At 71.9% G+C, this 14,828-nt stretch carries 14 protein-coding genes; 7 read left to right on the forward strand and 7 right to left on the reverse strand.

Annotated features, from left to right (window positions below):
* Positions 1–1,026 carry a lysylphosphatidylglycerol synthase transmembrane domain-containing protein gene (locus IH26_RS0144695; RefSeq protein ID WP_051809668.1) on the forward strand — a complete coding sequence of 342 codons (1,026 nt, stop codon included), beginning with the start codon at positions 1–3 and terminating at the stop codon, positions 1,024–1,026.
* 2 nt (positions 1,027–1,028) lie between these two features.
* Here IH26_RS0144695 and IH26_RS0144700 read toward each other — a convergent pair whose 3' ends face one another.
* Entirely contained in the window at positions 1,029–1,724 is a 696-nt protein-coding gene (locus IH26_RS0144700) for a RibD family protein (RefSeq protein WP_030442389.1), read from the reverse strand.
* A 161-nt stretch (positions 1,725–1,885) separates the two neighbouring features.
* Between IH26_RS0144700 and IH26_RS0144705 the strand changes: the two genes are divergently transcribed.
* From IH26_RS0144705 to IH26_RS60580, 4 genes are all read left to right on the forward strand, one after another.
* Positions 1,886–2,527: a GTP cyclohydrolase II gene (locus tag IH26_RS0144705; protein ID WP_030442390.1), complete on the forward strand. Its 642-nt coding sequence runs from the start codon at positions 1,886–1,888 to the stop codon at positions 2,525–2,527.
* 20 nt (positions 2,528–2,547) lie between these two features.
* On the forward strand, positions 2,548–4,455 hold the full coding sequence (locus tag IH26_RS0144710) for a SpoIIE family protein phosphatase (RefSeq protein WP_030442391.1): 1,908 nt from the start codon (positions 2,548–2,550) through the stop codon (positions 4,453–4,455).
* Between the two features lie 11 nt (positions 4,456–4,466).
* Entirely contained in the window at positions 4,467–6,758 is a 2,292-nt protein-coding gene (gene recQ / locus IH26_RS0144715; RefSeq protein WP_034217387.1) for a DNA helicase RecQ, read from the forward strand.
* 110 nt (positions 6,759–6,868) lie between these two features.
* On the forward strand, positions 6,869–7,042 hold the full coding sequence (locus IH26_RS60580) for a hypothetical protein (protein WP_157437700.1): 174 nt from the start codon (positions 6,869–6,871) through the stop codon (positions 7,040–7,042).
* Between the two features lie 81 nt (positions 7,043–7,123).
* Here the strand turns inward: IH26_RS60580 and IH26_RS0144730 are convergent, their stop codons facing one another.
* The 5 genes from IH26_RS0144730 to ppdK all read right to left on the reverse strand — a co-directional run bounded on the left by IH26_RS0144730 (position 7,124) and on the right by ppdK (position 12,739).
* Positions 7,124–7,576 (reverse strand): hypothetical protein, encoded by a 453-nt coding sequence (locus IH26_RS0144730; RefSeq protein WP_157437702.1) that lies wholly within the window; start codon positions 7,574–7,576, stop codon positions 7,124–7,126.
* A gap of 579 nt (positions 7,577–8,155) precedes the next feature.
* Positions 8,156–8,572, reverse strand: a complete 417-nt coding sequence (locus IH26_RS0144740) for a PPOX class F420-dependent oxidoreductase (RefSeq protein ID WP_030442395.1) — start codon at positions 8,570–8,572, stop codon at positions 8,156–8,158.
* A 33-nt stretch (positions 8,573–8,605) separates the two neighbouring features.
* A complete protein-coding gene (locus tag IH26_RS0144745) occupies positions 8,606–9,343 on the reverse strand; it encodes an arylamine N-acetyltransferase family protein (RefSeq protein WP_030442396.1) in 738 nt (245 codons plus the stop codon).
* Between the two features lie 197 nt (positions 9,344–9,540).
* Entirely contained in the window at positions 9,541–9,948 is a 408-nt protein-coding gene (locus IH26_RS0144755; RefSeq protein ID WP_030442397.1) for a VOC family protein, read from the reverse strand.
* 109 nt (positions 9,949–10,057) lie between these two features.
* Entirely contained in the window at positions 10,058–12,739 is a 2,682-nt protein-coding gene (ppdK, locus tag IH26_RS0144760) for a pyruvate, phosphate dikinase (protein ID WP_030442398.1), read from the reverse strand.
* A gap of 189 nt (positions 12,740–12,928) precedes the next feature.
* Here ppdK and IH26_RS0144765 point away from each other — a divergent pair, with 189 nt between their 5' ends.
* Both IH26_RS0144765 and IH26_RS0144770 read left to right on the forward strand, forming a co-directional pair.
* Positions 12,929–13,393 carry a hypothetical protein gene (locus tag IH26_RS0144765; protein WP_245665972.1) on the forward strand — a complete coding sequence of 155 codons (465 nt, stop codon included), beginning with the start codon at positions 12,929–12,931 and terminating at the stop codon, positions 13,391–13,393.
* Positions 13,390–14,463: an MAB_1171c family putative transporter gene (locus IH26_RS0144770; protein WP_030442400.1), complete on the forward strand. Its 1,074-nt coding sequence runs from the start codon at positions 13,390–13,392 to the stop codon at positions 14,461–14,463. Before IH26_RS0144765 ends, IH26_RS0144770 begins: the two co-directional genes overlap by 4 nt.
* Here the strand turns inward: IH26_RS0144770 and IH26_RS0144775 are convergent.
* Positions 14,411–14,818, reverse strand: coding sequence for a helix-turn-helix domain-containing protein (locus IH26_RS0144775; protein ID WP_030442401.1), 408 nt, complete (start codon positions 14,816–14,818; stop codon positions 14,411–14,413). The genes IH26_RS0144770 and IH26_RS0144775 overlap by 53 nt on opposite strands.
* Positions 14,819–14,828: the final 10 nt, after the last annotated feature.

A 14,828-nucleotide genomic window follows, 5' to 3' on the forward strand; every position in this document is an offset into this window, starting at 1 on the left:
GTGACGCGATCGATCTGGCCATGGCTGCGGCTGCTGGGTGGGGCCGGCATCCTCGTGGTGCTGCTGTGGCGGCTCGGCACCGGCGCCTTCCTCGACGGTCTCCGGGTGCTCAACGCGCCGACGCTGGCCGTGGCATTCACGATCGGCGTGGTCACCACGGTGTTCTCCGCCTGGCGCTGGTGCCTGGTGGCGCGCGGCCTGGGCCTGCGGCTCACCCTGCGGGGCGCGGTCGCCGACTACTACAAGGCGCTCTTCCTGAACGCGGCGCTGCCCGGCGGCGTGCTCGGCGACGTGGACCGGGCGGTCCGGCACGGGCGCGACGAGGGCGACGTCGGGCGCAGTGTCCGGGCGGTGGTCCTGGAGCGCACGGCGGGGCAGATCGTCCTCGTCGGCGTGGGTCTGACCGTGCTGTTGTCCGTACCCTCGCCGGTCCTGACCTTGCTGAAGGCGCACGGAGCGGTGGCCGCCGTCGTCACCGCGAGTGTCGCCGCGGCCGCGCTCCTGGTCGTGCTGGCCTGCCGCGGGCTGCGGCAGGGCGGCTCGAAGGTGGCCGCGGGCGTGCGCACCGGCCTGGCCGAGATCCGCACCGGGCTGCTGGCCCGCCGCAACTGGCCCGGCATCACGCTCGCCTCGACCGTGGTGCTGGCCGGGCACCTCGCCACCTTCGTGGTCGCCGCCCGCGCCGCCGGCTCGACCGCCTCGGTGCTGCGGCTCACCCCGCTGATGCTGCTCGCGCTGCTGGCCATGTCGCTGCCGCTGAACATCGGCGGCTGGGGCCCGCGCGAGGCCGTCACCGCCTGGGCGTTCGGCGCGGCCGGCCTGAGCGCCACCCAGGGCCTGACCATCGCGGTCGTCTACGGCGTCTTCGCCTTAGTGGCCGCCGTCCCGGGTGCCTTCGTCGTGGTGGCCCGGGCCGTCCGCCCGCTCGCGGTGGACCAGGCCGTACGCGCGGCCGCGCCCGTCTCGCCGGCGCCCGCGATGTACGTCACCACCCAGCAGCGTGAGCTGGCCCGCACGGGCGCCTGATGTCACTCCGTATCGCTGAACCGGTCGGAGAGGGCGTACCGCAGGAGGACGACGTCGCCGATCTGCCGCACCGAGGCCAGCCGGGCCCGGTGCCCGGGACCCCACGGGAAGTCGCCGTCGCCGACGAACCGCGGGGCCCGGGAGTCGCCGACGAAGAACGGCGCGACCACCAGCTGCAGCTCGTCGACGAGCCCGGCGGTGAGGAACTGGGTGTGCATCGTGCCGCCGCCCTCGACCATGAGGCGCCGTACACCCCGGGCGGCCAGGTCCTGGGTGACCAGATTCAGGTCGACTGGGTCGCCGCCGTCGATCACCGTGGCCACCTCGCCGAGCCGCTCGCGGGCGTGGCCGAGGGCGGGCGTGGCGCAGTACACCAGCTTGTCGACCTCGCCGAGGGTGAAGAAGCGGGCCGCCGGCTCGATGTCGCAACGGCCGGTGACCGTGACCTTCACCGGGTCTGGACGCTCGCCACGCGCCACCCGGGCGGCCCGCCGTTCCGCCGAGCGCACCAGCAGACGCGGGTCGTCCTGCCGGATCGTGGCCGCGCCGACCAGGATCGCGTCGCAGCCGGCCCGCACCTCGTCGACCCGGTCGAAATCGGCGTCATTGGAGAGCAGCAGTCTCTCCTGCCGGGCGTCATCGAGGTACCCGTCGATGGACATGCCGCAGCTCAACAGCGTGTAAGGACGATCAACCACCGATGACGCCTCCTGTAGAGCGACGATCGTCACCCCGGTCGAACAGTTGCGTACAAGATAATCCGCGCGACGATGGCAGGCACGTTCGCAATCTGTTGCGTTCCGGTGACCTCGGCGGCGGGCATAGATCAGCGGGGAACCAACGAGGAGGACCGATACCGATGGACAAGGCCAAGGTGCGTCAGCAGGTCACCGTTCCGCTGCGCTTCCCGGACGGCTATACGACGACGGCGCGCGTGATGACCTTCGACAACCTGGTCGACGGCAAGGAGCACATCGCGCTCGGCCTCGGCGACTGGCAGCGGGCGCTGACCAAGTCCGCGGCCGGCGGCCGGGCGCCGCTGGTCCGGCCGCACAGCGAGTGCCTGACCGGGGACGTGTTCGGCAGCCAGCGCTGCGACTGCGGGCCGCAGTTGCGCGAGGCCGCCGAGCGGATCACCGACCAGGGCGGATTCCTGCTGTACCTGCGCCAGGAGGGCCGCGGTATCGGGCTGTACGCCAAGCTGGACGCGTACGCGCTGCAGGACGCCGGGCTGGACACGTACGAGGCGAACGTCGCGCTCGGCCACGGCGAGGACGAGCGGGACTACACGGCCGCCGCGCAGATGCTGCTGGCGCTGGGTGCCGACCGCGTACGCCTGCTCTCCAACAACCCGGACAAAGCGGTCCAGCTGGAGTCCTGCGGCATCGAAGTGGCGCAGCGGATCCCGACCGGAGTGCACATGTCCGCGGCGAATGTCCGGTACCTGGCCACCAAGGCCTCGCACACGGCTCACACGATCGAGCTACCACTGGCCGAGTAGCTCTCCGGCACGATGGGGGAATGACCGACGACCCCCGGCTCGTCGCCCTCGACCAGGTGCCGTTCCTCCTGGCCGTCTGCGAGGGGCCCGACCTGCGCGTGCTCACGCTCAGCGAGACGACCCGGGCGTTGCTGCCCGGCCGGCCGTGGGACGGGGTGCCGATCCGGGACGTGCTCAGCGACCTGATCGGGCAGCAGGTCGTCGACAAGTTCCACGAGGCGTACGACACGGGCGCGCCGGTCGCCGCGCAGGAGTGGCGGGTGCACCTGGACCAGCCGGACGGCTCGGTGCGCGAGATCTTCGTGAGCTTCACGATCACCCCCTGGCTCTCCCGGGCCGGCGCGGTCCAGGGGGTGATCGGGGTCGGTTCCGACGTCACCGAGCTGGTCCGCCAGCGGCAGGCCACCGCGATCGCCCAGCAGCGGTACGCGGAGACCCTCGAGGTGATCAACTCGCTGCAGCGGGAGTTGCTGCCGGCCGGGCTGCCGGTGCTGCCCGGCCTGCGGGTGGCGGCCAGCTACCTGCTCGCCGACGCGGGCACCTCGGCCGGCGGGGACTGGTTCGACGCGGTCGCCCAGCGGGACGGCCGGGTCGCGCTGATCGTCGGCGACGTGGTCGGCCACGGCGTCGCCGCCTCCGGCGTGATGGGCCAGCTGCGGGCGGTGCTGCGGGACCGGCTCGACGACGGCGCCGGGATCCTCGAGGCGCTCGCGGCGGCCGACCGGTTCGCGAGCCGCTCCCCCGGCGCGCACGCCACCACGGTCTGCGTCGCCGAACTGGACCCGGTCTCCGGCGAACTGACCTACTGCACCGCCGGTCATCCGCCGCCCCTGGTCGTGTCCTCCGCCGGAAAAACCCAATTCCTTTCCGGTACGGGCGGCAGCCCGCTGGCCACCGGCGGGTCGTTCCCGATCGGCACGGCCCGGCTGGCCCCCGGCGACCTGCTGCTGCTCTACTCCGACGGGATCCTCGAGCGGCCCGGCCGCGACCACGTCACCGGCGGCGCGGAACTGGCCTCGGTGGCGGCGGACTGCGCGGCCGGGCGGGCGCTGCGCGAGCCGGGGTCGTCGGCGGCGGCACGGGTCTGCACCCAGGCGGTGGAGCTGCTGGTGCGGGCGACCGGGCACCACGACGACATCACGCTGCTGGCCGCCGAGCGGGTGCCGCTTCCCCCGCCGCTGGTCCTCGACCTGCCGCCGGAGCCGGCCGTCCTGCGGGCGGCGCGGGAGGAGATCGGTGGCTGGCTGGCCGCGACCGGGGCCGGCAGCCAGGACGCCTTCGTCCTGCAGCACGCGCTGGGCGAGCTGATCACCAACGCGATCGAGCACGCCCGGACCATGGTCACCGTGCGCGGGTCGCTCACGGCGGCGGGGCAGATCTCCGTTTCGGTACGGGACGAGGGGGCCTGGCTGGAGCCGTCGGCGTCGCCCAACCGGGGCCGGGGGCTGGCGATGGCCGCTCGGCTCGTCGACAGTCTCGTCGTGGAGCCGGCCACCTCGGGTACTACCGCCCGGCTGTCGCACACGCTGGTACAGCCGGCGCGACTGCTCGACGCACCCGTTTTGGGCATTTCCGATTTTTCGGTTAACTCGGTTTACCGGATCGTCGAGGAACCGGGCGGGGACGAGACCCGGGTGCGGATCGAGGGCGAGGTGGACACGATCACCGCCGGGAACACCCTGGCCGAGCTGCTGCGGCGCAGCCGGGGCGGCACGGTGCCGATGACCGTGGACCTCTCCGGGGTGACCCACCTGGCCAGCGCCGGCGTGTCGGTCCTGCATCAGCTGACCGGGCGGCACGACGAGCAGAAAGCCCCGCTCACGCTGCACGCCTCCGCCGGCTCCCCGGCCCGGGTCATCCTCGAGCTCGTCGGGTTGTCCACAGCCCTCCGCGAAATGTCGGCCGGTCTCTCTAGTATCGCGGGGTGACTTCGGCTCCCATGGTTCCCGCGTCCGCCGCCACCGAGGTGCTCAACCGCGTCTTCGGCTATCCCGACTTCCGGGGCAGCCAGCGCGAGATCATCGAGCACGTGGTCGCCGGCGGCGACGCGCTCGTGCTGATGCCGACCGGCGGCGGCAAGTCGCTGTGCTACCAGATCCCGGCCCTGGTCCGCCCCGGCACCGGCGTGGTGATCTCCCCGCTGATCGCGCTGATGCAGGACCAGGTCGACGCGCTGCGCACGCTCGGCGTCCGGGCGAACTTCCTGAATTCCACGCAGGACATCGGCGAGCGCCGCGTGGTCGAGGCCGAGTTCGTCAACGGCGAGCTCGACCTGCTGTATGTGGCGCCCGAGGGCCTCGGCGTGCCGGCCACCCAGCGGCTGCTCGACCGCGGCAAGATCTCGCTGTTCGCGATCGACGAGGCGCACTGCGTCTCCCAGTGGGGCCACGACTTCCGCCCCGACTACCTCGGCCTGTCGATGCTGCACGAGCGCTGGCCCGACGTCCCGCGGATAGCGCTGACCGCGACCGCGACCAGCGCCACCCGGGAGGAGATCGCCACCCGCCTCCAGCTGACCGGCGCCCGGCACTTCACCGCCAGCTTCGACCGGCCGAATATCCAGTATCGGATCGTCCCCAAGGCCGAGCCCCGCCGCCAGCTGCTCGACCTGCTGCGCGGCGAGCACCCCGGCGACTCCGGCATCGTCTACTGCCTGTCCCGCGCCTCGGTGGAGAAGACGGCCGAGTTCCTGGCCCAGCAGGGCATCCCGGCGTTGCCCTACCACGCGGGCCTGGACAGCCGCACCCGCGCGTCCAACCAGGCCCGGTTCCTCCGGGAGGACGGACTGGTCATGGTGGCGACGATCGCGTTCGGCATGGGCATCGACAAGCCCGACGTCCGCTTCGTGGCCCACCTCGACCTGCCGAAATCGGTGGAGGGCTACTACCAGGAGACGGGCCGCGCCGGCCGCGACGGGTTGCCGTCCACCGCCTGGCTGGCGTATGGCCTGCAGGACGTGGTGCAGCAGCGCAAGATGATCGAAAGCTCGGAGGGCGACGCCAACTTCCGGCGCAACGCGTCCCAGCACCTCGACGCGATGCTGGCCCTGTGCGAGACGGTGACCTGCCGCCGGGCCCAGCTGCTGGCGTATTTCGGGCAGAAGGGCGAGGCGGCCGGCTGCGGCAACTGCGACACCTGCCTGACCCCGCCGGAATCGTGGGACGGCACGGTCCCGGCGCAGAAACTGCTGTCCACGGTGCTGCGGCTGCAGCGCGAGCGCGGCCAGAAATTCGGGGCCGGCCAGTCGATCGACATCCTGCTCGGCAAGCAGACCGACAAGGTGCGCCAGTTCCGCCACGACGAGCTGAAGGTCTTCGGCATCGGCGCCGACCTACGCGACCAGGAGTGGCGCGGCGTGGTCCGCCGGCTGCTGGCGGCGGGCTACCTGGCGGTCGAGGGCGAGTACGGCACGCTGGTGCTGACCCCGACCAGCGCCGAGGTCCTGCGCGGCGATGTCAAGGTGATGATGCGCCGCGAGGCCCCGAAACCGCCCCGCCCGCCGCGCTCTCGCGCCTCCACTCCCGCCGCCGCGGGCACTCCCGGCGCCGCGGCGGCCCCGGCCGATTTCCCGCCCGAGGCGGCCCCCGACTTCGAGCGCCTGCGCGCCTGGCGCGCGGCTACGGCCAAGGAGCAGGGCGTCCCCGCGTACGTCATCTTCCACGACGCCACCCTGAAGGCGATCGCAACGCTCCGGCCGACCTCACTCACCCAGCTGGCCACGGTCAGCGGCGTCGGCCAGAGCAAACTCACCAAGTTCGGCCAGCAGGTCCTCGACACCCTCGCCGCGGGCGGCCCAGCCCCAGCGACCGCCGCCCCCACGACCTCCGCCCCGGCGACGCCCGCCCCCGCACCGGCCGTGTCCTCCCGATTCGGAGCACCCGAGCCCGCCGCGGCCCGGCCCGGCACTCCCCCATCGTCGGCCTCCCGGCCCGAGGCCCCCGCCTCCCGGCCCGAGGCCCCCGCCTCCCGGCCCGAGGCCCCCGCCTCCGGGCCCGAGGCCCTCGCTGCCCCGGTCTCCCGGCCCCAGGGCCGCACCGCCCCGGCCTCCCGGTCCGGCGCCCCCGCAGCGCCGTCCACCCGGCTCGGCATGACAGCCGGGCCCGCCCCCTCGGGCCGCCCGGCCGCGTCGCCTCCCGAGGCCGACGACTTCTGGGCAACCGACGAGGAGCCGCCGGATGAAGAGGGCCCCTACGACGCCTACGATCCCTACGACGACCGGGCGTACAGCTGACACGCCGATCACGGCCGTCCGTTGCCGGCGGACCAAAGGTCGCGGCCGGCCGTCCGGTCGGAGAAATATTTCGGTTTGAGGCGGCAGGTCTGTTCGCGGAGGAGGGCGGCGTGAGCCGACGCGGGCGCCTGCATCATCGGGAACTGTGGATGGACGACGCGACCAGCGACCACGGACCGTGGCCCTGGCTGCTGCAGCGACTGGGCCACACCCTCGACAGCAGCTGGGCGACCGGCCGTAGCTGGGCAGGAAATGGCAGTAACACACCATCGCCGCACCACTGACTGTCAAACATGTCTCAGGCGTCGGCAATTCGATGGAAGCGCTCTAACGGTGGGCGCGCATCCATACTCCGCCGGCCTGACTCAGCTCGGATCGGGCGGCACGTCGGCGGTACGCCATCTGCGCGTCACGTCTGGATCGGCGGGCACGTCCGGCCCAAGGTCGAATCCGATCCCCTCCCCGGTACGCCACCGCAGATCGTCCGGATAGGGCGGCGGCGCGTCGAACCGTTCGATGTATGCCGCCCACCGCCGAGCCACCACATCAGCGTCCGCGCGAGGCATGGGCCGGCTGCGCCGCATCCGCATCTCGACGTCGAACGGAACCGTCACGTAGCAGATCACCGGCCACCGGTTGGTGACCGCCCGGCACGGCAACACCACTACGGTCGCCAGCAGGCAGAACAGGGCGGAGTACGGATTCGCGCTGTATCCGGGTGGCGCGGACGGCCACGACGACTCGTAGCGAGCAGGCCGCCAGGCGAGCCGCTGCCGCCCGACCCGCCACATTACCCACTCGCCCCGAGCTCGGGACACAACCAGCACTCCCACATCGTCCGCCCGCCCCGCAACCTCGCACCGCAGGATCGCGGCACGCTCAGCAGATCGCCGACCGTGCCGCGGCGCCGGCAAGCGACAACTTGGCCCAGGCGGCGCTTGCGGGCGAACGATCGGAAAGTGCCACGCCACGATGGAGTCCGCGGACAGCGTCGAACGCAGTGACTCCCGGTTGCTGGTGCAGATTCCGGTACGCCGGAACATCCGCGCGGCGGTCCGGCGCAGTAGCCTGCCGAGCGAGCGCCACCTCGGCAGGTCCAGTCCGCCCACGAGGCCGGCACGGGCGAGCGGCACCTCGCGCCACTTCCCGTACGCCGAGTCGAGCACCCAGGCGTCACCCGAACAAATCGCTGAGATCCGCTGCCGCTGCACATCGTCGGGGACGGCGACCCAGCCCGGCTCCCCCGTCAGGTCGTCGACGCTGTGATACGGCGGGTCGAGACGCTCGCCGCGGACAACGCGGCTACCGGCCTGCGGCGGCGGGGATGTCCGCCGTGGTGATGCGGGCCGGTTGACACGATTCCTTGTGACGGTACCGGCTCACGCCCGCCTGAGACGCTACAGGGCGATGTCGACGGCGCCGGTGATGTGGGTGAGGTGCAGGCGGCACAGGGCTTCGCCGTCGACGGCGTTTCGTTTGCCGAAGTCGGGGGCGAGCCGGGGTGGGACGTACCGTTCGGCGATTTTTGTGGTCCAGGCGAGCAGGTCCGGAGCCTGCCGTTCGAGGGTGACCGGGCCACGGACCACGGCGAAGGCGTAGGGGTACTCGGAAATGTCCACGGTGACCGCCGCGTGTGGATTGGCGCGCAGGTTGCGGCCCTTGACGGTTCCCTCGTTGGTGGTGAACACCAGGTCGTCGCCGTCGACCACGAACCACACCGGCGCCACGTGCGGTTTCCCGGTCGGCGACGCGGTGGCCAGTTTGCCGGTGCGGGTGCCCATGCCGATGAAGTCGATCGCTTCCTGCCGTGTCATTGATCCCATCCGCCCAGCATGCCCCGGGAAGGTTCAGCTCGCAGGCGACAGGGGACGCGTGGGCGCACGGGGCAGGCTGATGTGGAACCGGTCGCGGTAGGCGGCCAGCAAGGTCTCGTCGGTGTCGAGCTCGTGTTCCGTACGCGAGTCGCCCCGGGTCTCGATGAAGGTGCGGCCGCTGATCGTGATGCGGCCGTCGCCGTCGAGGCGGGTGCAGATCGTCTTGCGGGTGAAGTGGGAGTCCGGCGAGGTCGTCTGCCACCAGCACGTCGGGACGAAGTCCGGCAGCTCGCGCCTTCGCATCTCGATGCGGTACTCCGGCTTGCCGTCCTTGACGACGTCGACGTCGCCGTCGGCGGCGGGGACGATCGTGAACTCGCCACCGGGGTCCGGCTGCGGCGAGCGGCCGTCGAAGCGCAGCGGGTACGTGCTGTGTGCGCCGAAGCCCACGTCGACCAGCCAGACCCCGTCCACCAGCAGCGTCAGGTGGTCGAACGGCGGACCACCGTCCACCCGGGCGCCCAGCCGGGTCACCTCGTGCCCCAACTCCTCCAGCAGCAGGGCGAACAGGCCGTTCAGCTCGTAACAGAAGCCACCCCGGCGGCGGCGGACGATCTTCTCGTGCAGATCCGCCGGGGCGAGCGAGACGGGCTCGCCCAGGTGGATGCCGAGATTCTCGAAGGGCACCGCGGTCTGGTGCAGCCGATGCAGTTCGCGCAGGCCGGTCGACCGGTCCGCGCCGATGCGCTCGAGGTAGGCGTCCACATCCATGCGCGCCAGCATCAGACCTCAACCCAGGTGCATGTCAAGGGGCCGCTGTCCGCCCGCCGGACCGGGCAGAATCACGGGGTGATCCGAGGGCTGCTGCTCGACTTCTACGGCACCGTCCTCCACCTCGGCTGAGTGGTTCGCCGGCTACCGTCTCAGGCGGGCCGGGCAGCGAGCGAGCCGCCCGGCCCAGAGCCCCGTCACGCGCCGACCACGTCGACCATCCACTGGATGCCGAACTTGTCCTTGCACTGGCCGAAGGTGTCGCCCCACATCTGCTTCTCGAAGGGGACGTGCACCTCGCCGCCGTCGGAGAGCTTTGCCCACACCTCTTCCAGGCCCTCGCCCGGGTCGCCGCTGAGGCTGACGGTCACGTTGTTGCCGGGGTTGAGCGTCATGCCGGGCGCGGTGTCGGAGGCCATCAGGCGGTAGCCCTGGGGCGTGTCGAGATTCGCGTGCATCACGAGGTCTTTCACCGCCGGGTCGGGGTTGCCGAACTCGCCGAACGTGTTGATTTTGAGCTCGCCGCCGAGGACGGACTGGTAGAACTCCATCGCCTGGCGGGCATTGCCGTCGAAGGTCAGATACGGGTTGAGCTGAGACGCCATCGCAGGCTCCTTTGGCTGGTGATGTCCTGTCCAGCCCGAACCTAGACCCGCCGTACGACATTTGGCGCCCTCCGGCGGAGACATCCACCGGAGGGCCACGAACAATTCGTCAGCGGTGGTCGGAACCGGCCGATTCCACCGCCGCGCGGCCGGCCTCGAGCCGGGCCACCGGTACCCGGAACGGCGAGCAGGACACGTAGTCGAGGCCCACCTCGTGGAAGAAGTGCACCGACTCCGGGTCGCCGCCGTGCTCGCCGCAGACGCCCAGCTTGAGGCCGGGGCGCGCGGCCCGGCCCTCCTCCGCGGCGATCCGGACCAGCCGGCCGACCCCGTCCCGGTCGATCGACTCGAACGGGCTGATGCCGAAGATACCCAGCTCCAGGTAGCGCCAGAAGAACGCGCCCTCGACGTCGTCCCGGGAGAAGCCCCAGCCCATCTGGGTAAGGTCGTTGGTGCCGAACGAGAAGAACTCGGCGGCCTCGGCGATCTGCCCGGCGGTCAGCGCCGCCCGCGGCACCTCGATCATCGTGCCGATCAGCACCTCGACGCCGGAGTCGCCGACCACCTCGGCGATGATCCGCTCGGCCTCGTGGCGTACCGTCTCCAGCTCCTGGACGGCGCCGACCAGCGGCACCATGATCTCCGGCCGCGGGTGCCCGCCCTCCTTCGCCAGCGCGACCGCCGCCTCGGCGATCGCCCGCACCTGCATCGCGAACAAACCCGGAATGACCAGACCCAGCCGTACGCCGCGCAGGCCGAGCATCGGGTTCTGCTCGTGCATCCGGCGCACCGCGGCCAGCATCCGCTTGTCGCGCTCGGACTCCTCGCCGCGCGCCTCGGCCACCGCCACCTGCACGGCGAGCTCCTCCAGCGACGGCAGGAACTCGTGCAGCGGCGGGTCGATCAGCCGTACGGTGACCGGCAGCCCGTTCATCTCGCGGAAGATCTCCAGGAAGTCCGCCTTCTGCAGCGGCTGCAGGGCGTCGAGCGCGTCCTTGCGCTCGGTCGGGTTGTGCGCCAGGATCAGCCGCTCGACCAGCTCCCGGCGGTCGCCGAGGAACATGTGCTCGGTGCGGCAGAGGCCGATGCCGTGCGCACCGAAGCGCCGCGCCCGTGCGGCATCCGCACCGGTGTCGGCGTTGGTGCGTACCTTCAGCTTGGCCTTTTCATCCGCGTGCGTCATGAGCAGGTGTACGGCGGCGACCAGCGGATCATTCGCCCGGGCGGGGTCCAGGTCGCCCTCGAAGTACTGCACCACCTCGGACGGCCGCACCGGCACCTCGCCGAGGTAGACCCGGCCGGTGGTGCCGTCGATCGAGATCGTGTCGCCCTCGCGCACCACGTGCCCGTCCACGGTGAACTGGTCCCGGCCGACCTCGATGTGGTCGGCGCCGCAGACGCAGGTCTTGCCCATGCCGCGGGCGACGACGGCGGCGTGCGAGGTCTTGCCGCCACGGCTGGTCAGGATGCCCTGCGCCGCGATCATGCCGGGCAGGTCGTCCGGGTTGGTCTCCCGGCGTACGAGAATGACGTTCTTGCCCTTGGCCGCCTCCTCGACCGCGTGCGCGGAGGTGAAGACCACCTCGCCGACGGCGGCACCCGGCGACGCGCCCACGGCCCGGGTGATCGCCTGCGGGTCGCCGGAGAGGTCGAAGCGGGGGAACATCAGCTGGGCGAGCTGGGCGCCGCTGACCCGGACGAGCGCCTCGTCCAGGTCGATCATGCCCTCGTCGATGAGCTGGGCGGCGATGGTGAACGCGGCGGCGGCGGTCCGCTTGCCGACCCGGGTCTGCAGCATCCACAGCTTGCCGCGCTCGATGGTGAACTCGATGTCGCACAGGTCGTGGTAGTGCCCCTCGAGGGTCGCCATGATGGCGAGCAACTCGCCGTACGACTTCTGGTCGATCTTTTCGAGGTCGGCGAGCGGGAGCGTGTTGCGGATGCCGGCGACCACGTCCTCGCCCTGCGCGTTCTGCAGGTAGTCGCCGTAGATGCCGCTCTCGCCGGTGGCCGGGTCGCGGGTGAAGGCGACGCCGGTGCCGGAGTCGGGGCCGAGGTTGCCGAAGACCATGGCGACCACGTTGACCGCGGTGCCCAGGTCGGCCGGGATGCGCTCCTGGCGGCGGTAGAGGACCGCGCGGTCGGCGTTCCACGAGCGGAAGACCGCCTCGATCGCGAGGTCGAGCTGGTGCCGCGGGTCCTGCGGGAACTCGTGGCCGACATGCTTGACGAAGACCTTCTTGTACGCGGCGACCAGCGCCTTGAGGTCGTCGGCGTCCAGCTGTACGTCGTCCTTGACGCCCTTGGCCTGCTTGGCCTTGTGCAGGGCGTCCTCGAACTCCTCGCCGGGCACGTCGCACACGGTCTTGCCGAACATCTGGATCAGCCGGCGGTACGAGTCCCAGGCGAACCGGTCGTTGCCCCCCGCCTGACGGGAGAGCCCGGCCACCGACTCGTCGTTGAGCCCGACATTCAGGACAGTCTCCATCATGCCCGGCATCGAGAACTTGGCGCCGGAGCGGACCGAGACCAGCAACGGGTCGGCCGCGTCGCCGAGCCGGCGGCCCATCGCCTCCTCCAGCTGGGCGAGGTGCCGGTCGATCTCCGCGTCGAGACCGTCGACCTGGGTGCCCTGGGCGAGGTAACGCTGGCACGCCTCGGTGGTGATCGTGAAGCCGGCCGGCACGGGCAGGCCGAGGTTGGTCATCTCGGCGAGGTTCGCGCCCTTCCCGCCGAGCAGATCCTTCATGTCCTTGTTGCCCTCGGCGAAGTCGTAGACGTACTTCTCCATGCCAGCCACCTCCGGCTTCGAATCCGCGGTCGAACTGGTTTCTGCCCCGCGATTCGTAAGGCTATGCAGACGCGGGCCGAATAGTTAACCGTCACGTGGGGTTTTCCACAGCCCCCCGCAGCTCCCTGTTCGGGAAGCGCTCTCTTCGCGCAGTTCCGTGCATACCCGCCCCCGGGTAACGTTTCGCCGGTGACGGTTCTGCGGTGGCGGAGCGAGCGGCGCCTGCGGGGCATCCGGGTCCCCCGGCCGTTCGACCTCGACGCGTTCTGCGCCGAGGTGGCCGCCCGCCGCGGCCGCCCGCTGATCCGGCGCCCGGTCCCCGGGCTGGCCGCCGAGGCGCCCTGCGGCCTGTGGATCGCCACCGACCGGGCCGACCACGTCTTCCACGACCCCGGCACCTCGCCGCTGCACGCCGAGCACATCGTGCTGCACGAGCTCGCGCACATCCTCTGCGGGCACTCCGGCTCGGCGGGCGCTCTCGACCGGCTCTTCCCGGACCTCGACCCGGCCACCGTACGCCGGGTGCTGGGCCGGGTCAGCTACCCCACCCAGCAGGAGCGCGAGGCCGAGATGCTGGCCTCGCTGATCCGCGGCCGCTCGGCGCCGCCGGGACGGATCGGCCCGCTGGCCGACGCCTTCGGCTTCCTCGAGTGATCTTCGAGATCCTCCCGCCGGCCGTGCTGTGGGGCGCCACCGTGCTGCGGCTGCCGACGCTGCTGCGGGACCGGCGGCAGCGGGCGATGTGGGCCTGCCTGTGCGCGGGGTCGGTGGCCGAGACGTTCACGTTTCCCGCCGTGGCCCGGGCGACCGGCCGGCCGATCCTGATCCATCTGCTGGTCGTCGTCTCGGCGTTCCTGCTGCTGCGGTTCCTGGCGGTGCTGACCGGCCGGGGCGTCCCGCGCGGGCAGTGGGCGCTGACCGGGACGGTGCTGGCCGCCCTCGTGGCGCTGGACGCCGTGGCGGGCGGCATCGGCCCCAGCCCGGACCGGCCGGACGACGCGGCGGCCGCCACGGTGGCGTTCTGGGTGGTGCGCGAAGGCTACCTCGTCGCGGTGCTGACCGGCGGCATCGTGCTGTTCTGGTCGGTGGCCCGGACGGCGCCGGCCGGCCTGCCGCGGCTCGGGCTGCGCACCATCGCGGCCGGCTGGGCGCTGATCGCGCTCTCCGCGGCCGCGGCGCTTCCGCTGCTGCTGGGCGCCGGCGGCCTGACGGCGCCCGCCCGCCACCTGGCGGGCGCCGGGACGCTGCTGGCGGTGGGCGGGGCGCTGGTGCCGGCCGGGCGGCGGGCCCGGGTGGTGCTGGCCGAGTACCGGTCGCTGCTGGCCCTGCGGCCGCTGTGGACGGCCGTGCGGGACGCGTTTCCCGAGGTCGTCCTCTTCTCGCCGCGCCGGGCGGTGGTGGAGCTGGCCGGGGTGGACGACGTGCGGCTCCGGCTGTACCGGCGGGTGATCGAGATCAGGGACGGGATGCTGGCTCTCCGCCCGTACGTCCACGGGGTCTTGCCGGAAACGCCGGAAGCGGAAGCCGCGGCAATCGCGGAAGCCCTGCGGCGTCGCGCGGAAGGTGCGCCGCCGTCGGGTAGCTCGCCAGGGTTCGCCATGGTCGGGCCGGAGATGGCCGACGAGGTGGCATGGCTGAGCCGGGTGAGCCGCGCCTATCGCCGGATCGAGGTCACGCCGGCGGCTGCTGCTCCGACTCCCAGATCTTCCGGATCAGCTCGCTGATCGTCTCGCGGCCCTGCGGCGACACGTCGGCGGCCCGCAAAGCGATCTCGGTGACCCCGGCGTCGCGGATGCTCTGCAGCAGATCCAGCTGGGCGTCGACCCGCCGGGTCTGCTCGTCGTCCAGAAAATACGCCACCGGCACGCCGAAATAGGTGGCCAGGGCGGTCAGGTGCTGGATGGTCGGATTGTCGCGGCGGCCGGTGCGAAGCTGCCAGATGTACGTGTGCGAGATCGGCACACCCTGCCGCGCGCGGATCGCCTCGGCGACCGCCATGTAGCTCGGCTCCGCCTGGCCCGGCACGCGGACCTGGCGGAACAGCCGGTCGAGCTTGGCAGCGATCGAGAAGGCGCCCACCACGTGCACT

Source organism: Actinoplanes subtropicus (assembly GCF_000721705.1).
Classification (GTDB): Bacteria; Actinomycetota; Actinomycetes; order Mycobacteriales; family Micromonosporaceae; genus Actinoplanes; species Actinoplanes subtropicus.